This is a genomic window from Demequina sp. (assembly GCF_049841215.1).
In the GTDB taxonomy this organism is placed as follows: domain Bacteria; phylum Actinomycetota; class Actinomycetes; order Actinomycetales; family Demequinaceae; genus Demequina.
The window spans coordinates 33,682-53,465 of sequence record NZ_JASGEO010000012.1; the positions used below are offsets into that span (position 1 = coordinate 33,682).

Here is a 19,784-nt window from a genome sequence, read left to right on the forward strand (position 1 = left end):
CGATGGCCTTTGCAGCGCGCGTTGGCGACACCACCATCCACGGCGGCACCGTCGTGGGTCCCGGCGTCGCTACCGTGATGATCGGCGGCATGCCGGCCGCGGTGCTCGGGGACATGCACGCGTGCGTTATCCCGCCAAACACGGGCCACATTCCCGCTTCGCCGTTCACGGCGGGCTCGGGGACCGTGATGATTCAGGGGCGGCCCGCGCTGCGCTCCGGCGACAGCTGTGCGTGCGGCGCGTCGGTGGCGGTTGGTGCGCCAACGGTGGTGATCGCATGAGCTTCACCGACTACCCGCAAGTTGGCTCCGGTTGGGCGTTCCCTCCGCGGTGGCGCATGCCCGACGCTGAGCGCGGGGGCGGCGCTATGCCCGCCTACGTCGTCACGAACGCTGGGCTCGACCACGTGCGCGAGGCAATGATCATCTTGCTGCGCACGCTGCGCGGATCACGAGTGATGCGCCCCGGCCTCGGGGCGGGGGTTGACCGCTACGTCTTCGAGCCGCGCACGCCCGAGGTCTGCTACCGGCTCGCCGACGACGTGCGCAGGGCGCTCGTGCTTGGGGAGCCGCGCGTGATCGTCGACTCGGTCACCGCGGAACCGGCTGGCGACGCGGACGACCGCGTGGACGTCACCATCGAGTACCGCGTTGACCGGCACCGCCGCGCCGAGTCGCTCGTGGTGCCCTTCTACGTTGGGGGTGCCGCATGACCCGCTCGCATGCCCAGATCATCTCCGCGTTCGCCGACGCCGCCCGGCTCACCCCTTTCACCGATCCCACCCACACCGAGGGAAAGGTGACGTGGCGCGATGCGCTGTTCACCAGCGTCGGGCCTGGTAGTTGGGCGTTGACCCGGCAAGGCGAGCCTGACCGCGCGCTGCTCACCGCCCTTGCCGAGGAGTACGTGACCCTCGACGAGCACGCCGCAACTCTGCCGCGCCGCTTGCACCTTGAGTGGCTGCGAGACGTGCTCGGCATTGAGCGATTGCCCGTGGTACCGGACCGCGTGGTCGCGTCCGCAACGGTGGAGCCAAAGCTCGCGCCGGCCGTGGTGCCCGCCGGAACAGTGCTTCGCGGCGGCAAGGACGCGTTCGGCAATGAACGGCGCTACCGGACGGTTGATGCGCTCACCGCTCACGGGGCAGCGCTCGAAGGAGTGCGCGTCATGGTGCCGGGAGGCCCTCCTTCCGGCGCGCATGGGGCGGTCTTCAGCGCCCCCGACTTTCCCATCGCCCCTCCCACCACGGATGACGAGCGCGACGCCGCTCCGCCCGCTCCGCATCGACTCCGCATCACCTCGCCCGCGCTTGGATTCGTCGGCGGAACCATGAAGGTCACGCTCGGCTTCAACGCGATGCCCGTGCCCGGTGGCGCGGCGCGCATTGCCACGCTCAGGGCCGCTGCGGAGTGGCGTCACCCGCTCCCTGACGGCACCCTGTCCGTTCCCGTAGCCGGAGGCGGCAGCGGATTCGGCATCGAGGTCACGATGAGTGGTGGCTGCGTGGACCCCGATGGCGGCGAGCCGTGGATCGAATGCGTGATCCCCGCGGGCATCCCAGTCCCCGAGGGAGCGGCCTTCGTGGCGGTCATGGTGTCCGTGGCCGAACGTAGCGACGTGGTCCCCGACGCGGCCTTCGCGAACGACGGACTCGTGGACATCACTAAGGAGTTCGAGCCCTTCGCCGCCACCGCCACCAAGGGCGACGCGTTCTACGTGCGTAGCGACGAGGTGCTCTCGAAGGCGGTCAACTCGCTCACCGTGAGCGCCACGCTGTTCTCGAGCAAGACCGGCGGCCTGTCCTTCACGTGGGACGCGGTGCTCATCGAGGACATGGGCTACGTCACGTACGCGCTCATGGCGGACGACTACGACTTCGACGAGATTCAGGCCACCGGCACCGTGATGGATGACGGCATCTATTGGGGGCCAAGCTCCGGCGGCACCACCACCACGAGTTCCGCTCCCGCCGTCAGCTGGCAGCGGCTGCTGAGCACCGGGTGGGCGAACTTCGGCTCTGGCCTGTCGGGTTTTGGCGGCACCACGGGCACCCTTGGCGGGCAGGGATCGCTGCCGTCGCAGGTATCCGGGCAGCCGGGCCGGTACATCAGGTGCTTTATCGCCTCTGGAGACCTTGGCTGGTCCGACTACCAGAAGCGCCTCGCGGACTTCGCCACCAAGGCCGTCAAGGCGCCGCTGACGGTGCCGGACATGCCCTCCCCCATCACTCCCGCGCTTTACAAGGACCTGCGGCTCAGCTACACCACCGACCCCGTGGCGGCCACGCGCGTGGAGTCCTGGTCTGGTTGGCGACACTCCGTGATGTCGGGGATGTGGCAGCCGTTCCGTCGCCAGGTGGATGCGGTGGGATCTACCGGAATGGTCGCCATTGGGCTCGCGCTGCCCGCGTCGGCGACCGGCTCCTCGGTGTCCGTCTACATCGAGCTCGATTCCGCCTCTCCGTGCGGCGCCACGGATGACGTGGACGCCGAGTGGCAATGGTGGAACGGCACGCACTGGGTGGAGCTGGTGGCCGCGGACGGCACCAGCCGGTTGCGAGAGTCTGGGCTGCTTCGCTTTGTGGCGCCCGACGGCTGGGCTGAGGGCTGCGATGACGTCACCGCCGCGCACGGCAAGTGGGTACGCATGGTTACCAACCAGCCAGAGCGGCTGGGTTTGCTGAGGTCCGCGATCCCCGACGCGGTGATCGCCGAATACGTGTCCTCCGCCGCAGACCCCGCGAACGACCCAAGCCCCGCCACGGCGCTCCCCGTGGGAGCAATCAAGGGGACCCTCGCTCCCATTTCGGGCGTCAAGAAGGTCACGAACCTCGCGTCCGTCCGCGGCCGCGGCCCCGAGACAGACGACGACTACGCGCGCAGAGCGTCCGCCCTTGTGCGCCACCGCGGGCGCGCGATCACCGCGTGGGACTACGAGCAGATGATCGCCATCCAGTTCCCCGAAGTCGCAGCCGTTAAGTGCCTGCCGCACACCGACTCTGAGGGCCACCGCGCTCCGGGACGAGTGGGCCTGGTCCTCATTCCGGACGAGCCGACCCGCGTGGCCCCGCGCCCAAGCGTGAGCCTCGCGGGCCGCGCCACCGACGCCCTCAACGCCGTCATGCCCGCGGGCGCCAACGTCTCCGTGCTGTGCCCTTGCTACGCGCCCGTCACCATCACCGCGACCATTCGGCTGCGGGCAGGGGTGGCAGCCATCTCCGGCACCGCGAGCGTCACGAGCGCTCTTGAGGCGCTTCTGCACCCCACCACCACCGTGCCCACCCGCTGGGGAGTGTCGCTCTACAGCTCCGCGCTGATCGCGGCGCTCGAACGCCTATGGGACGTCGACGCGGTGCTCACCTTTGCCATGGCCGGCCCCGACGGCGCCGGAGACGTCGTCGCCGTAGAGCCAAAGCGCGGCCTCTACTGCTCCTCCGGCGCGCACAACCTCACCTTCGAGGAGCAACTGTGACCGAGACCCTGCCCACGTCCGCGGCGCCGGTTCCCGCGATGCCAGCACCCGTCACGCTCGCGGCCGCCACCGCCCCAGACGCCGACTGGCTCACGATCCGCGACCGCGTCGCCGCCGCCCTCACCACCGTGCCCGCGTGGACGGACCACAACGCCCCAGAACCGGGCATCACCCTCATGGAAGCCGCGGCATTCACCGTCGCAGACGTCCACTACCGGCTCGAGGACGCCGGATTTGCAGACTGGCCGCTCGCGTGGCCCGGCTGGCTCCCCGACGACGAGCGGCCCTGGTACCCCGCGCTACCGGCCACGCAGCTCAGCGACTTCGCCGACGCCGTAGCCGCGCTGCTTGCGGTGTCACCTCGCGACGCGGAACGAGAAATCGCTGCGGCACCCTCACGCCGCGATGCGGAGTCGCTGCTTGCGGCCGCCCCGTTCGCCGCCGCCGTGGCGGCGGGGATGCGGGCGGACGCCGTGACCCTGCTGCGCTCCCGCGTGGTGCGACGCGTAGCGCTGGAGCACGCCGACGTCATCGCGGATGCCGTTGAGCACGCGGACGGGCTCGGCGGGTCGCCCGCCGAGCGCGACGCCGCGGCCACGGCGGATGTGGTGGCCCGCACGGGATTGTGGCCAGATGAGGCGGCGGCTCTCGTGCGCCGCGAACGCACGCGCCTTACGGTCGAGGCCGCCGCCCCGTTTGCCGCACGAGTGGAGGCCACCGGCCCCGCGGGCCTCGCACAATTGCTCATCGATCTTGGGCACGCGGGCCTCACTGCGGACGAGGCACACGCGTTCGCGGCCCGCCCGCGCGTGCCCGTCAACGTCAGTCCCGAAGAACTCGAGGGTCCAGACGGTGGCACGGAGGTGTGGCCCCCACACCCCATCCAGGCCCTGACGTGTGAGCCGGTGGTCGCGGAGGACTACGCGCGACGGGCGCGCACCCACTCGGCCGTGAACCGCGCGTGGGCGGTCTCTGGCCGCCTCAAAGGCCTCGCGTGGAACGGGCTGCCAACCCGCGACCCCGCCTTCGTCCCGCCCGCGGCGTCCCAAGAGCTCGCGTTCGGGGTGCACTGGGTGGTGGACGAAGACGCCCCCGCGCTCACGATCATCGTGGACGCGCCGAGCGTGAAGACCACGGACCAGGTGACGCTAAGGGCGATCCTTGCCCACGCCGTCGGGACGGAGACGTACACACCCGCCCCCACATGGCGCGACACCCTCAACCCGCTGGACCCCCGCCGGCTCATTGGTGACGAGGTGGGAATCGCGTTGCTCGCCCGCATCCAGGTGCTGGTGCAGGCCACCCTCATCATTCCCGCCACCGCGAGCGCCACCGCGGTCACCGATGCCGCCATGGCCGCCGTTGACGCGTTCTTCACGAACGGGCGCAAGGAGACGCCCACGACGATCGACGCACCCCTCTCTGGGCCGTGGGAGCCCGCTCCGCAACCGGAGGGCGGCTGGGTGCCCGGAGAGCCCGTGCGCTTCAGCGAGGTCGTGGAACAGCTCATGGCGGTGCCGGACGTGATCGCGGTGACCGCGATGGCGATGCGCACGGTCGAGGACACGGAGTGGACGCAGCCCGCGGCCGGCGCCCTTGAGCTGCCTGCCGGAACGGTCCCCGAGCTCGCGGATCAGGGTTGCTTCACCACCGCGTTCAACGTGGCGCCAGGGCCGTCATCGGGGAGCTGCAATGCGTAGCGCCGATTTCACGCGCACCGCCGCGACCCTGCCCGCGCTGTATCAGGACGACGCGGCCTCGTTCGCGCAGGTTGACGCGTTCCTCGGGCTCGCCGACGAGCTCGCGGAGGCGATCGTCGCGCACGTCGACAGCCTCGCCTTCACCCTTGGGCCCGACGCTGGGGCCAGTTGGCCGCATGACGTTCCCCTTGGCGCCGGGGGTGCCGAGCTGATCGCGTCCCTCACCGAGCGCTACGACGCGCTCGCCGAGTGGTTCGCGTTCGACGTGCCGTCTTCGTGGGGGGCTGGCGAGGTGGGGCTGTCGGCTCGGCGCCGGTTCCTCACCAAGGCGGCGCGCCTGTGGCGCAGGCGCGGCACCCCTAGGGGATTCGTGGACTGGTTCTGCACGTACTTCGCGATCGACGCGGCCGCGGACCGGCCATTCTTGCTCGAGCACTTCAAGGTGCCGGGCGGGGCGCTCAATCCAGGGCCGTTCACCGCCACGCTCTTCGTGCCAAACTCCGCGACGTTCGTGGACTATCGCAGGCGCGTTGAGGCGGCCGAGTTCGTGGACTGGTACGCGCCCGCGCACGTGGCCATGCGCATTTGTTACGTGGCGCCAGGGTTCCTCGAGGGCCTCCCCGCACCCGCCACCTTGGCTCCGACGGAGGCCGATGTCACGACGTTCCGCAACCAACTGCTCGCCCAGCTGACCACGCTGCGAGAGCTTGCGTGCACCGTCGTCTCCGTCATCGACCACGCCAACGGCATCCACCTGTATGGCTGCGACCCGGCAACGATCCCGCCCACCGCCCTTGGTGAGCCTCGCAGCGTAGACCACCTCAGCGTCGGGCACTTGCCCACAGAACTCACGTAAGGAAAGGCACCACCATGACCGTCACCGAGTACCCCGCCTACGTTGCGGGCCAGACGCTCACGGCCGACGAGCTGAACTTGCTTGCCGAGCACTCCTTCCATCGCGACACATTGCTCGGCAGGCTCATCGGCTTTGGCGTGAACTGCGGATTCAGCGGCACCTTCACCGGCGCGGTGCTCACGATCCAACCGGGAATGGCGGTTGATCAATCGGGAGAGCCGCTTGTGATGCGGCAGTCGAAGACCATCGCGTTCCCTGCCTCGCCACTGTCGACAACCGCGTACCCGTTCATCAACTCCGAGACGGACGTGTGGAGCGTCATCGCGAGGGCGGCGGACACCGAGCTGCCGCACACCGCGTGCACGGAGACCGGCTGCGATGGCCACTCCGTCAAGCACCTGAGAGAGGTGGTGCTCGAGGTGAAGCGCGGCCGCATCACCGGGCCCAGGTATGCGTTCAGTGAGCACAAAGTGCTCAAGATTGCGCCGCTGCTACTGACGCCAAAGGGCGAGCTCATTGGCAACATTGAGCCGTTCAAGACGGACCTTGTTGGCGTGCTCGACGAACTTGGCGGGCCGGTCGCCGCCCTCAAGGGCAAGGTCACCGCGGTGACCGTGGGAGCCAGCGAGGAAGCCGCGATCCGCGGGTACAAGGTGGGCTGGCTCAACATGGTGCTGATGGCCGCGACCGACCTGGTGCGCTGCCGCGCCCTTAACGCGATCGAGTGCTTCCGCGACGACTCACACCCAGGGGTGGTGCTCGGCGCGGTCACGCAGACCGGCGGCACCTGGACGTTTACCTGCTCCTACAAGCATCACTGGGAGCCGCCAAAGGGGCTCTCACAAGCCCTGCTTGGTGGCACGTGCCAGTCCGTGTGCGGAGCGAGCCAAGACTTCCTCGTGTCCGTCCTCACGGACTATGCGCCGCCCGTCCCCGCCCCCACTCCAACGCCTCCAGGCGGAAACGGTGGCGTCATCATCAAGCCGCCGATCAAGTACTGCCCCAAGGGCACGTTCGGGTGCGGAAAGATCGTTGTCTTCCCGCCGCCAAAGACCAGGTACCCCTGGCCGCCCGTGATCAAGGTGCCGATTGGCGTAGGCCCGGACGACTACCTGCCGATCGACGACAGCATCCTGGATCCCGACATCCGCATCATCGACGCTGTGGCCGAGCTGTACGGCTACGACAAACTCAACGCACTCAATGACGGAGTGTTCAACGCAGACACGCTCATCGGCGAACACGGCGTCAACGTCAAGGCAACGATCGAGAACGACGTGCGCGAACACGGGGGCAACCCCACCGTCACCGTCATGACGGAGAAGGAGTTCGAGAACGCCCTCGACAAGAACCAACTGGACGACTTCCACCCAGGCACCGCCTTCAGCGGCTCCGACCACGTGGTGGTCATCACCAACTCCAAGGGCCTGGTGACCAACATGGGCGTGGTGCCCGGAATGGTTGCGGTGCGTCAGGCCGGCCCCATCGCGCAAGTGGCGAAGAACGCAGCCGTCACCGCGGAGGAGACCCTGACCCGCGTGGACGGCTTCCAGCTGGAGTTCAACGAGGGCATGAAGGCCGTCACCGGCGGTTTCACCAACCTCCAGATGGCGGTGACCACCTTGCAGGCGGACGTGGGGACCATCAAGGGCGGCCCCGGAGACGTGGGCTTCGCGCAACAGCGCATCACGCATCTCGAGGAACGCATGGGGCGAGCGGATGTGCTTGCCGAGCGGGTGGCAAAGCTCGAGGGAAAGGCGCTCGCCGAGGTGGGTGAGCTCGGCACCAAGACGTACACGGTGGACGTGGGCAACACCCTTGCGGAGTTCGCGCAGACGGCCGTGAAGGCGCTGCAGACCATCAATGATCCGCGCAACAAGAACCTGCCGGAGTACATCGAGGCGGTGGAGCGCAAGCAGAGCGAGTTGGAACTCGCCGTTCGCGCGGGCGACCCCGGCATCGTCGCGGAGGCAACGGTCAACCTGCTGGACTCGATGCGCACGATGATCGGCGCGTCCGGCGTGGAGGCGGGTGCCAAGCGCGCGCTCGACGCCCAGTTCCGCGCCATGAAGGGCCTGCTGGGGTAGGGGCGCTCGATGACCGATGCCGTGGTGGGAACTGTGCGGATTCGCGGGCGCGATGCCGCGCGCCTTGCGCGCGTGGCCGCCACGGTGCTCCCGGCGGCGCTCGAGGGCGCGCTCGCGGACCTCGGCGATTGCCGCATCGACGAAGTGCGCATCGCCGTCGACGTGGATCCCTTCGCGGACGACGCCACCATCGCAACCCTGTGGGCGGGCGCCATCCGCGCTGAGTTGCTATTGCTAGGGGCCTCACGCGTCGCCCCCGCTACGGCCAACGGCACCTCCCGCAACGGCGCCGTCGCGCCTTCGCTGCCCGACGCTGTGGCCGCCGCTCGCTCGTGGCTCGCCTCTACTCCTCCTCGCGGTGGGTTGCCGGGCGCGGTACTGCGGACGCTTGCCGAGGCGCTTGCGGCGGCGACTGCGAGCGGAGCGAACGCCACGGCGGCGGAACAGCCCGGCACGTCAGGCCGGGTGGGCGCGGCATCAACGCCAGAGCTTGCGGCCCTCGCGAACGAGCTGCTCGCGGCACTCGCCGCGCCGTGGTCCGGACATCCCGCGAGCCCTCCACGACCAGAGGACGCCGCGGAGCACCCGGCGAGCACCTCCGAAACCCGAGCGCAAGGTGACGTGACCGCGGCGCAAAACACAGCGTCGGGCAGGCAAGTGCGCCAAGGGGAGCGCGGTGCCATGCCGCAAATCGCCCATCTCGCCGCGGAACTGAGCGCTCTTGCGGAACTGGTGCCGTCGCACGAAGCGCTGGACCCCGCGGCGCTCACGGCTGCCGCGGGCCTCGCAATCGTGTACCCGTGGCTCGCGGATCACGCGCGGGCCTCGATGGCGCTGCACCCAGGGATCGATGAGGCCACGGTGCGCGCGCACGCGTTCGCGGCGCTCGTGGACCCCACCGACGTGGGGCTCGTGCACGATCCCTTTGTGAGGCTGCTCGCGGGCGTCGCCGAGCCGCTCGGCGAGCAAGTGCCGCTCCCGCACGCGCGCGAGGTGCACGAGTCTGCCGAGCGCGTGCTCGCGTCGTTCGCGAGCCTCGTGCCGGGTTTCGAGAGGTCGTCTGCAGCGTTCGTGCGCGGGGAGTGGATAGCCAGACGCGGGCTCGTGGACGACGGCCGCGACCCCGTGCTGCTCACGGCCACGAGCCACCCCCTCGACGTGGTGTTGGGCCGACTGCCGTATCCGCTTGGGCTCTTCAGGCTGCCGTGGTCACCGCCCGTGATGGTGAGGTTCCGCCCATGACCGCGCAGGCCGACGTGACGACCGTGGTCGCGGAGATCCGCACGGCGCTCGAGATGCTCGATGCCGTGATCCAGGTGCGCCTCGAGGAGCGCAAAGGCGGGATCGAACACCGGCCCCTGAGCATCGACGATGGCGACGACGGCATTCCGCCGCTCGAGCGGTACGAGGGGATTGGGCCGCTCGCCGCGGCAATCGGCATGGCGGGCCTAAGCGCGGCCGAGGCGCTCATCCTGGTTGCCGCGATCGCGCCGCTGATCGATGAGCGCTTCGATGCCGCGTATGCCGCGCTCACGGATCGCGACGGCGTGACGGGGCTCACCGGCGAGGTGGCGCGGACCCTCGTTGCGCGCTCCCTTGGGGCGCGGCTCGACGCCGCCGCGCTGTTGGGTCCGCATGGGGCGCTGCGCGCATCGGGCCTCGTGCGCCTCGACCCTCCCGACAGCCTCGCCGGGCGCCTCACGCCGGAGCCCGCGCTGGCCGCGTGGACCCTTGGGTTGCCTGCGCCAGAGCAGCGCGCCACTGCGGAGTTTCCCGCGCGGCCGCTCACCACGGTGCACTCGCTTACCGACGTGGTGCTGCCTGCGCGCACGCGGTCGCGGCTGACCGATCTGCAGCACCGGATCGCGTGGCGCGAGCGCGTGGTCGAGGACTGGGGCTTTGGCCGCCATCACGACAACACCGCGGGGCTCGTGGCCCTCTTCCATGGTCCTCCGGGTACCGGAAAGACGATGACCGCGGGAGCCGTGGCCGCCGCGGCTGGACTTCCCGCGTACGTAATCGACCTATCGGCCCTGGTATCCAAGTACATTGGCGAAACGGAGAAGGCGCTCGCCAACGTGTTTGACCGTGCGGCTCACGAGCGCTGCGTGCTCGTCTTCGATGAGGCCGACGCTGTGTTTGGCTCGCGCACCGAGGTCACCGATTCCCACGATCGCTACGCCAATCAAGAGGTCTCGTACCTGTTAACACGGATAGAGAGTCACCCAGGAGTGGTGATCCTCACCACCAACCTGCGCGGCAATATCGACGACGCTTTCCAGCGCCGCATTCACCTCGCCGTCGAGTTCGCGCCTCCGGGGCCCGCCGAGAGAGCCCTCATCTGGGAGCAGGCGCTTCCCCCTGAGCTGCCCGTGGCCGGGGACCTGGGGCTCGCGTCGCTCGCGGATCGCTACGTTCTCACGGGCGCTCAGATTCGCGATGCAATCGTCGACGCCGCCTACGCCGCGGCGGCCGCCAACGATGTGGTCACGGAAGAACTGTTGGTCACCGCCGTGCGGCGGCAATACGACAAGGCAGGCAGGACGGTCCCCTCGTGACGGTCACGGCGGACGCCACGCGCGCGCCCATGGAGACCGCGCGCTCGCCCGCGGAGGTGGAGCGAGCTCCCACCCTGCTTGCTGAGGTGCCGCGGCCGGTTGGCGACAGCACTGTGGTGCCGCTCACCTCCGTGACTGCTGGCGGGCTCGAGGCCGTGCACGCGGAGTGGGGCCTCGAAGGCGGCGAGGTGGTGCTCACCGGCAAACGCCCGTTCGTGGACCTCACGGGGCGCGCCGGATTCCGCGCGGACGGCACGCTCGACGGCTCCGTGCAGATGCGCGCCGCGATCGCCATCCTCGGCATGCCGCTAGGTGAAGCGACGTGGTCCGTGGCCGGTTGGGCGCCAGAGTCAGCCTTGCTCGCGCCCACGGCACGGCTGCAAGGCACCAAGGTACGGGTGGACCTCGCTGGCCTTCCGCGCGAGGCGGCCTTCACGCCAGCCGCCGCGCTTAACGCCACCACCGACGGGACCGCGACGACCGTGGAGTTGCCCGGCGACGCCCTCCCCCAAGGGGAACCGCTCAGCCCCCGGTACGCAGAGCTGTTTAGGGGACTGCTCGGCACCGACGTCTCAGGGCTGACCGTGCATGCCGACTCCCCCGTCGCCGGCGCACCCGCGTTCGTGAGTGACACGGAGCTGTTCTTTGCGCCGGGCGTCTATGGCGTTGACTCCCCGGATGCCCTCCAGGTGCTCGACGCTGCGATCCGGGCAGCGCTCGCCGGATTGTTCGGAACGGTGGGTGCGGAACCCGCCGCACCTCCCACGCCGCCAGCGCCTGAAGGCGAAGCCGGCCCGGCCGCGGACACGACCGTGGTGGACGCGAACGTTCCCGCGGCCAGTGGTGAGACGGCACCCGCGGCCGATGCGGAAGCTGCGGGCGGCGCGGGCGCGGAGGCAGAGGCGGGCCCCGCGGGAGCGGCGGGCGGTGGCGGAGCCCCTGCCGCGGAAGAAGCACCCGAAGGCGAGGCGGGCGCCGACGAAGGAGAGGCGGCACCTGCGGTCGAGGTGCTCATGCCCGAGGCGCCAACGGAACCAACTCCCGCGGCGGCCGCTCGCGGCGGAGCGGTGGCGGGAGGAGCAGGAGGAGCTGCGTCGGCGGCGCGAGACCTGCCCACCGCCGACGAGAACACCGCGGACGCGCGTGGCGCGGTCACGGAGCCCGCCTCCGAGACCGCGGCGAGAGCGCGCGAGGAGGTCGCGGCGGAACTCGGCGAGGTGCCACCGCCAAGCCCGGAGATCGTCGAACTCACCGAGCGCATCCGCACGGCCATCCGCGAGAACCGGCCGGAAGACGAAGACGAACTCATCGCCACCGACCCCACCCAGCAAGCGCAAAACGCGGGCGCGACGATTACCGGCTCCGTGGAAACCCAGTCCAACGAGGTAGCCGGTGCGTATGACGCGATGGCGAGCCCGCCGTCGGGCAGCCCGGCGCTCACGCCAACCCCAGTAGCGGCACCCGATGCAAGTTCCCCAGGCATGGGAGTGGACGCGGCGAGCGCAGCTCCCGATCCCATCCCCGACGAAAACATCAGCCTCGATGCGGACGTGGCGGCGACGGACCAGCGGATCGCCGACTCGGGGATCGAGACGCGAGTCACCGCGGAGATTCCCGACGGCCCGTTCCAGGCCACCCGTGATGCGAGAGGCGAGCTTGGCGAGCTCGCGGCGCGCACGCCAGAGGAGATTCGCGCGGAAGAGCAGACCGCCATCGACACCGCGCAGGCCGATATGGCAAACCTGCAGTTGCAGGCCGTAGCGGCGATGCGCGCGGCGCGCGGGCGAACCGTTGGTGAGACCACGGGCGCCTCCGGAGCCATGACCGGCACCGAGGAGGTGACCCGCGACAACGTCTCGCAACGCGCGCAAGGCATCTATGACCAGGCACAACGCGATGTCGAGGCGCTTCTCACGCCGCTAAGCCGCACCGCGATGGCGCGGTGGGATGCGGAGCTCGCGCGGCACTCGCGGGAGTTCCACGATGCTCTCGATGCGGTGCAGCGGTGGATCGATGATCGCCACTCCGGGGTGATCGGCACCCTCGTGGCGATCGGCGACTATGTGGCTGGCCTGCCCGGGTGGGTGATCGACGAATACAACCGCGCGGAGCGGCAGTTCGGCGACGGGGTATGCGACACGCTGCTGTCGATCTCCTCTGACGTCAACGCGGTGATCGCCTCCGCGCAAGGAATCATCCGCCAGGCGAGGGACGACATCAACGGGCTGTTCGACCAGATGGAGGCCGAGTTCCCCGAGTTCGTGGCGACGGAGCGGGCGCGGTTCGCAGGCATGCTCGACGGCCTCGCGACGCGCGTGACCGAGGCGCAGACGAGCTTTGTGCGGGACGTCTCGACGCGTGCAATCACTGCCGTCAACGAGGCTCACGCGACCGTGCAAGCAAAGCGCGAAGAGGCAGGCGGACTTATTGGCCGGGTGGTGGCCGCGATCGCCGAGTTCATTGACGACCCCGTGCGGGCCATCATCAATGGACTGTTGCGGCTCGTGGGGATTCCGCCAGGGGCGTTCTGGTCGCTGATTGCGCAGATCGAGCAGGTCATCAGCGACATCGCCGACAACCCCGAGAACTTCATCAACAACCTGCAAGCGGGCGTGAAGCAAGGCTTCTCGCAGTTCTTCGACAACTTTGGGACGCACCTGATCGGGGCGTTCTGGAACTGGCTGTTCTCGAGCCTCAAGACGCCCATTCCGATGCCCTCGAGCTTTGACCCGTTGTCTCTCGTGACGTTCGCGCTACAGCTCATGGGCATCACGTGGCCCAACGTGCGCGAGATCCTCGTGCGCCATCTTGGCCCGGAGGCCGTGGAACTTCTCGAGATCGCGTGGCAGATCATCTCGACGCTCATCAGCCAAGGGCCGCAAGGGCTCGTCAACATGATCAAGGAGCAGTTGTCGCCCGAGAACATCGTGGGGATGATCCTCGACGCCGCCATCGACTTCATCGTCGAGAAGCTCATCGTCAAGGCGGCCGAATACATCTTCTCGCTGCTCAACCCAGCGGGCGCGGTGGCGCAGGCCATCATGCTCATCTATCGCGTGTGTTCGTGGATCTTCCGCAACGCGGCACGCATCTTCGCGTTTGTGCAGGCCGTCGTTGGCGGCATCGCCAACGTCATCGCGGGAAACATCGGCGGCCTCGCCGCGGTGGTGGAGCGCGCCCTCGCGTCGATGCTCGTGGTGGTCATCGACCTCTTCATGGGACTGCTCGGCCTGGGCGACCTGCCAGACGAGGTGGCCGGCGTGATCCAGCGCATGCAGGCGTACGTGCTTGGCGTGATCGACACCATCGTGGGCTTCCTCGTGACCCAAGCGAGGGCGCTGCTGAGGCGCATCGGCATCGGCGGCGACGAGGACGAAGAGGACGACGAGCACCACAACGAGGACGACGAGTTGGGCACCACCGTGCGGTTCAGCGGGGGGCGCGAAAGCCATCGGCTATTCGTCCAAAGGGCAGGCGATGACGCGACCATCATGGTCGCCTCGACACCCACGCCGGTCGAGGCACGCATTGCCGAATGGAGAGGACGCCATAATGCCGGCGAGCCAGACGACCCCCAGCAATACGCGGAAGCGGACGGGGCCCTGTCCGCAGCCGAAGGACTGCTCGGAGAGGCGAGCGCAGAGGCCGACGCGCTCGCCGCCGACTTCCTACGTGCCGAGGCGGATAGGAACGACGACGTGGAGCCGCCGTCGGACGATTCGCTCGAGAACCGCGAGCGAGCCCTCGCCACAGCCATCGGACGGCTCTTCGACATATTCGAAGGCGGGGACAAGACCGAGCAGTGGCTGCGAGAGATGGGCGAGTATCTGCCGGGCGAGGCGCAGACCGCAATGGACTCTCCGTATCGAGACTGGGCGCTGCGCATCCCCGAGTTCACCATTGGCAACCAGCCGGACGACGAGCGCATTTGGGGCGTCGGCGTTCTTGACGGCACTAGATCCGGGGCGGAGACCTTCATTGCCGCGGACTCCACGCACCGAATGTTCCTGCCGTACTTCCAAGCGGACGCGCGCAACCGCCGGGTCAAGACCGCCGCATTCAGTGACTACGTGTTCACCGGCGGTGGCCCGATGAGCACGCGGATGTCGTTCCGCAAGGGGTACGGCGACGCTGCCGTGGCACGTCTCCAGACGGCGGCCACCTGGACCATTCAGCCAAGCACTCGGGTCGATCAGGACTACAAGGACCGTCTGCTCGCGCGCCTCAATCGGATGCGCTTTGAGCCGGGCGCCCCTGGCGGCGGCCGCATCGAGTTCCCCACGGAACGCATTCCCGACCACACGCGGTACCGGCCCGTGAACATCGTTGAGACCGAGGGCGGCGGTGTCCGCACCATTACGTACAGCACGGTCACGGGGCAGACGTACACGTCAACGGTTAACTCCAACAACGGCCTGTCTATGTCGGTGACAGGCGAGAACCTGCGCTTCATGACGGGCCGCGGTGTCACTCAAGACTCGCCGGCTTTCACCGTCAACAACGGCTTCGACCGCTCTCACATCATCGCCAACGAGTTTGGAGGCTCGGGCTACGCCGCGGGAGGAAACCTCATCACGGCGAGTTCCGAGTACAACCAGACGCACATGCGTGGAATCGAGCGCCGCATCGGCGACTCGATCGCAGTCTTCGCCAATGCCAATGGTCGCGGCGTGACCGAGGTGTCATTCACGATGACCGTCACCGTGTCCTTCGGGGCGCTCAGAGACCCTGCAGCGTTGGCGGAGGCGAAGGCCCTGCTCGATGCACAGGGCATCCGGCCAGGAGCAGACCTCGACGCTGAGATCGTCCAGAAAATCAACGCGGGCCAGGTACACCCAGACCTGCTGCGCATCACGGGCATCGTCTACACCTGGACGTTCACCGATCCGGCTGGCGGAACCCACTCAGATCAGATAGGAGCGGACCTATGGCTACTGACCCAAGGGTGACAGCGGCGATCGACGCCGTGACCGCACACTTGGCCGCGGACGCCGCAGTGACGCGTGCCGCGAACGCGGAGCCGAGTGACGACGCATACATCGCGGTACGAGAAGACGCCCAGCGGCACTACGCCCCGGGCAGCGGGCTTAGCCCGCTTTCCGGGCGCTTCGCCGTGCCGGGTCAGGTACGCGCCGCGAGCGCCCTGCTGCCTGCAGGCGACGTCGCTCCCGCGAAAGTGTTCGCCCTCGCCTCCGTGGCCGACAGCGTGATTGCGCTCGTGGGATCACTCAGAGACCCTCAGGGCGGGATCGTCGCCGAGGCGCTCCTGCTTGAACCACACGGACAGACGTGGCTCGTTGCCGGACGCGCTGCGCGTGACCACCTGGCTCCAGGACTCAGTTTCACGAGCACGGGTGGAGCACCCGTGCCTCTGGATCTCGCCACCGCAGCCACCCTGATCGCCGAACCCGCGTCCGCCAACGAGGCCGCACTTGTGAAGGAGTTCATCAATGACCACCAGTGACCACGGCCCCGGCGTCACGTGGCTCGCCTCACGCGCGGGCGTCACTCCAGACGACCTGCTCCACGACGGCACCACGCTCATGACCGCTCTCGAGTCAGCGGGCCGCGATGCCCTCGACCTCGCCCGCCGGCTCACGAGCAATGACCCAGCCACGCGCCAAAGGGCGGAAGCGGAGGCCCGTGCGGTTCGCGCCCGGCTTGCCACGCCGTCGGACGGCCCGACGACCGAGGAGCGCTTTCGCGCTCGCCTCGCCGAGGCGCTGGCCACGAGGGCGCAGGCGTCCCAGCCCTAGAGTGGGCGCATGGAGTGGGTCGCGTGGGCGTTCGCGGTGCTGGGCGCCACGGCGGCGGCGACCTTCTGGTGGCGCTCCCGACGCCTCGCGCGCAGGGTCTCCGGCCTCGAGCAGCAGCTCGCGAGCGACACTGCGGCAGGTGCCGAGCTTGCCGCTGCGGCCGAGCGCGCCCGCATCGCTCGAGAGATGCACGACGTCGTGGCCCACACACTGTCCGTGGTGGTCGCCCAGGCAGACGGCGGGCGGTTCGCGGCGAAGACGGACCCCGAGGCGGCCCAACGCACCCTCGACACGATCGCCGAGGTAAGCCGTTCCGCGCTCACCGAGATGCGCGCGCTGCTCGGCATTCTGCGCGACGGCGACGGGGTGGCCGCGATGGGTCCGCAACCCTCGCTCGACGACATCCCGGTGCTCGTCAGCGCGATGCGCGAGGGAGGGCTCAACGTCTCCTTCGTCACCACCGGAACCCCTCGGCCGCTGCCCATTGGTGCTGGTCTGACCCTGTATCGCGTTGCGCAGGAGGCGCTCACTAACGTCCTCAAACACGCAGGTCCCAGCCCAACCGCGTATGTACAACTGACGTGGGAGGACGCCGGCGTTGCGCTCACCGTGAGCGACGACGGCCGCGGCGCCGCCGCGCGCGGGGACGGCTCCGGCACGGGGATCACCGGGATGCACGAACGCGTGGCGTTGTTCGGCGGCACGCTGTCCGCGGGGCCGCGAGCGGGTGGCGGCTTCGTGGTGAAGGCGCGCCTTCCGCTTGGCACGCCCGACGCTGGCGCGGGTAGCCTCGCGCCATGACCATTCGCGTTGCGCTCGTCGACGACCAGCAGCTCATCCGCGCGGGCTTCCGGATGGTGGTGGGTTCGCAGGCCGACATGGAAGTGGTGGCCGAGGCGGGCGACGGCGACGAGGCGCTGCGGGTGCTGCCGGATGCTGCCGCGGACGTGGTGCTCATGGACATCCGCATGCCCGGCACAGACGGGATCGCCGCGTGTGCGGCGCTGACCGCCGCGAGCGACGCCAGGGTCATCATCCTCACCACCTTTGACCTGGACGAGTACGTGGTCGCGGCGATCAAAGCCGGCGCTTCTGGCTTCCTGTTGAAAGACGCGCCCCCGGAAGACCTGCTGCACGCGATCCGCTCCGTGCATGCCGGAGATGCGGTGATTGCGCCGTCCTCGACGCGACGGCTGCTGACGCGCCTCGCCCACCTTCCAGAGCCCACCGGCACCCACCACTTCGACGACCTCACGGACCGCGAGCGCGAGGTGCTGCTGCTCATGGCGCGCGGCAAATCCAACCAGGAGATCTGCGCGGAGCTGTTCCTGGCCGAGCCCACGGTGAAGACCCACGTGGGCCGCGTGCTTGCCAAGTTGGGCGCGCGGGATCGCGTCCAGGCCGTGGTGATGGCGCATGAAGCGGGGCTCGTCACACCGCAGGGCTGAGTGGGCCCAGCACCGGGTCCACGCGAAATGTGCGCTGAGGTACGGAATCGCGCCCGCGACAGCTCCCGAATGGCACTCAGGTACATTCCGGCATGGAGACCCTGATGCGCCGGAATTGCTCACCACAGATCGGCTCCCCTCAAGGACCAACCGGCACATGTACCTCATGCACCAACAGGAGCCGTCAGGCGGCAGGATCCGTACCTCAGCGGCACATTCGCGCACCCCAACGAAATGCGCGTCCGCTCCGTCCTTCTTGCATGAGGCGATCCCTGCCGTTCCTCGCCACCGCGCTGGTGCTGACCGGTTGCGCCGCCGCCTACGCGGATCCGGTGGTCGATAGGCCCATCACCGATCAAGAGAACGTTCCCGCCCTGGTTGACGGCATCAACGACGCGGGCCTCCAGATCTACCTGGCCGCTCGCAAGGACGGCGCGAACACCGCGGTGTCGCCGGTGAGCATTGGCCTCGCCTTTGGAATGGCCGACGCTGGGGCCACCGGAGACCTAGAACGCGCCCTCAGCGATTTCTTCGGTTTCCCTGCCTCCGGGGACGAGCGCCTTGAGGCCTTCAACGCGCTGGATCTCGCTCTCGGGAGCGACCAAGAGGGGAAGATCCTCACCATCGCGAACCGGCTCTTCACCGATGAGGCGTTCACCCCCAACGAGGACTACCGCGTCACGCTCGCCACCTACTTTGGCGCGGGCGCTGAACCCATTCCGATGGTGAAGAACCCTGACGCCGCGGCCAAGCGCGTCAACGGCTGGATCTCCGATGAAACTACGGGCCTCATCAAGGATCTCGTCAAGCCAAACACGTTCAATGATCGCTCTCGCGTGATGCTCGCCAACACGGTGTACATGAAGGCCGACTGGGACGAGCCGTTCGAGAAAGACGCCACGAGCGACGGCGATTTCACCCACCTCGACGGCTCCACGTCCACGGTGCCGCTCATGCATCAGACGGTGTGGGGCGAAGCGGCCGTGGGCGACGGCTGGGCGGCTGGCGTGAAGCCATACCTTGAGGGCGATACCGAGATGCTCATCATCGTCCCTGATCAAGGCCGGTTTGATGAGGTCGACAGCACGCTCCCGGAGGTTCTGGCCACCATCAACGCGCACCTCGAGGGCACCGAGTTCGCGCTCACCCTGCCCAAGTTCACCGTGGAGTCGAGCACGGACCTTCGCGAGGCAATGGAGACCACGCTCGGCGTGAAGGGCATCTACGACGTCATCGGCCTGGACGGAATCGGCCCCAACCTCTACATCAGTTCCGCGTCCCACGGCGTCAAGGTCATCGTCGACGAGAAGGGCACGGAGGCGGCCGCCGCAACAGTGGTGGGGATGGATGCCGGCTCAGCACCAATGCAGCCGCCCATCGAGGTGAAGGCGGACAAGCCCTTCATCTACGTGATCCGCGATACCCAGACCGGCGCCATCGAGTTCGTGGGCCGGGTCCTTGACCCGGACGGACCCTAACGCCGCCTCCACAGCCAAACAGCGGCGGCCGCGTACGCGCCGCTCGCCGCGATTCGAAAGATGAAGGCAACGGCGAGGTTTGGGTTGTCATCGTTGCGAAACACGTAGAGCCAGAATGCGAGCCAGTCCAAGGCAATTAGCAGGCCGAGAACTACCACCACAACACCAATGATCACGTTGCGCGCCATCTTGGGAGCGCGCGGCGCCGGCGGCTTTGGCATGTCTGGCCGGAGGTCGAACGCCACCACCGACCGCACGTACCCGCACCGGGTGACCGTGCCGTCGTCTTCCATGATCAGCACGTCGCAGCGGTCGTCCGGCCCCCAGACGTCGTGATCCTCGGTGTGCCTCACGCAGGGAATGATAGGCGCCTCGGCGCCAGCGATACCCAGGTACTACCCACCTCCATCCCACGGTCCGACGCGCTCCC

General features: G+C 68.6%; 15 protein-coding genes. 14 read left to right on the top strand and 1 reads right to left on the bottom strand.

Annotation, left to right across the window (positions count from 1 at the left end; all coding sequences use genetic code 11):
• The first annotated feature begins 2 nt into the window (after positions 1-2).
• From QM618_RS05775 to QM618_RS05840, 14 genes are all read left to right on the top strand, one after another.
• Positions 3-281, top strand: a complete 279-nt coding sequence (locus QM618_RS05775; RefSeq protein WP_428095607.1) for a PAAR domain-containing protein — start codon at positions 3-5, stop codon at positions 279-281.
• Complete coding sequence (locus QM618_RS05780) at positions 278-712, top strand: GPW/gp25 family protein (protein ID WP_428095609.1); 435 nt, start codon at positions 278-280, stop codon at positions 710-712. Before QM618_RS05775 ends, QM618_RS05780 begins: the two co-directional genes overlap by 4 nt.
• Positions 709-3,471 carry a baseplate J/gp47 family protein gene (locus tag QM618_RS05785; protein WP_428095611.1) on the top strand — a complete coding sequence of 921 codons (2,763 nt, stop codon included), beginning with the start codon at positions 709-711 and terminating at the stop codon, positions 3,469-3,471. Before QM618_RS05780 ends, QM618_RS05785 begins: the two co-directional genes overlap by 4 nt.
• Positions 3,468-5,171: a hypothetical protein gene (locus QM618_RS05790; protein ID WP_428095613.1), complete on the top strand. Its 1,704-nt coding sequence runs from the start codon at positions 3,468-3,470 to the stop codon at positions 5,169-5,171. Before QM618_RS05785 ends, QM618_RS05790 begins: the two co-directional genes overlap by 4 nt.
• Positions 5,164-6,027, top strand: a complete 864-nt coding sequence (locus QM618_RS05795) for a hypothetical protein (RefSeq protein ID WP_428095615.1) — start codon at positions 5,164-5,166, stop codon at positions 6,025-6,027. Before QM618_RS05790 ends, QM618_RS05795 begins: the two co-directional genes overlap by 8 nt.
• A gap of 14 nt (positions 6,028-6,041) precedes the next feature.
• Positions 6,042-8,114 (top strand): hypothetical protein, encoded by a 2,073-nt coding sequence (locus QM618_RS05800; protein WP_428095617.1) that lies wholly within the window; start codon positions 6,042-6,044, stop codon positions 8,112-8,114.
• A 9-nt stretch (positions 8,115-8,123) separates the two neighbouring features.
• A complete protein-coding gene (locus QM618_RS05805; protein ID WP_428095619.1) occupies positions 8,124-9,356 on the top strand; it encodes a contractile injection system tape measure protein in 1,233 nt (410 codons plus the stop codon).
• Complete coding sequence (locus tag QM618_RS05810) at positions 9,353-10,672, top strand: ATP-binding protein (RefSeq protein WP_428095621.1); 1,320 nt, start codon at positions 9,353-9,355, stop codon at positions 10,670-10,672. Before QM618_RS05805 ends, QM618_RS05810 begins: the two co-directional genes overlap by 4 nt.
• Positions 10,669-15,621: a hypothetical protein gene (locus QM618_RS05815; RefSeq protein ID WP_428095623.1), complete on the top strand. Its 4,953-nt coding sequence runs from the start codon at positions 10,669-10,671 to the stop codon at positions 15,619-15,621. The genes QM618_RS05810 and QM618_RS05815 overlap by 4 nt, the downstream gene beginning before the upstream one ends.
• Positions 15,600-16,136 (top strand): hypothetical protein, encoded by a 537-nt coding sequence (locus QM618_RS05820; RefSeq protein WP_428095625.1) that lies wholly within the window; start codon positions 15,600-15,602, stop codon positions 16,134-16,136. The genes QM618_RS05815 and QM618_RS05820 overlap by 22 nt, the downstream gene beginning before the upstream one ends.
• Complete coding sequence (locus QM618_RS05825; protein ID WP_428095627.1) at positions 16,123-16,428, top strand: hypothetical protein; 306 nt, start codon at positions 16,123-16,125, stop codon at positions 16,426-16,428. The genes QM618_RS05820 and QM618_RS05825 overlap by 14 nt, the downstream gene beginning before the upstream one ends.
• Positions 16,429-16,437: 9 nt before the next feature.
• Positions 16,438-17,229, top strand: coding sequence for a sensor histidine kinase (locus tag QM618_RS05830; RefSeq protein ID WP_428095629.1), 792 nt, complete (start codon positions 16,438-16,440; stop codon positions 17,227-17,229).
• Positions 17,226-17,876, top strand: coding sequence for a response regulator (locus QM618_RS05835; RefSeq protein ID WP_428095631.1), 651 nt, complete (start codon positions 17,226-17,228; stop codon positions 17,874-17,876). Before QM618_RS05830 ends, QM618_RS05835 begins: the two co-directional genes overlap by 4 nt.
• Before the next feature lie 260 nt (positions 17,877-18,136).
• Positions 18,137-19,354 carry a serpin family protein gene (locus QM618_RS05840; protein WP_428095633.1) on the top strand — a complete coding sequence of 406 codons (1,218 nt, stop codon included), beginning with the start codon at positions 18,137-18,139 and terminating at the stop codon, positions 19,352-19,354.
• Here the strand turns inward: QM618_RS05840 and QM618_RS05845 are convergent.
• Positions 19,351-19,707 (bottom strand): hypothetical protein, encoded by a 357-nt coding sequence (locus QM618_RS05845; RefSeq protein ID WP_428095635.1) that lies wholly within the window; start codon positions 19,705-19,707, stop codon positions 19,351-19,353. The genes QM618_RS05840 and QM618_RS05845 overlap by 4 nt on opposite strands.
• Positions 19,708-19,784: the final 77 nt, after the last annotated feature.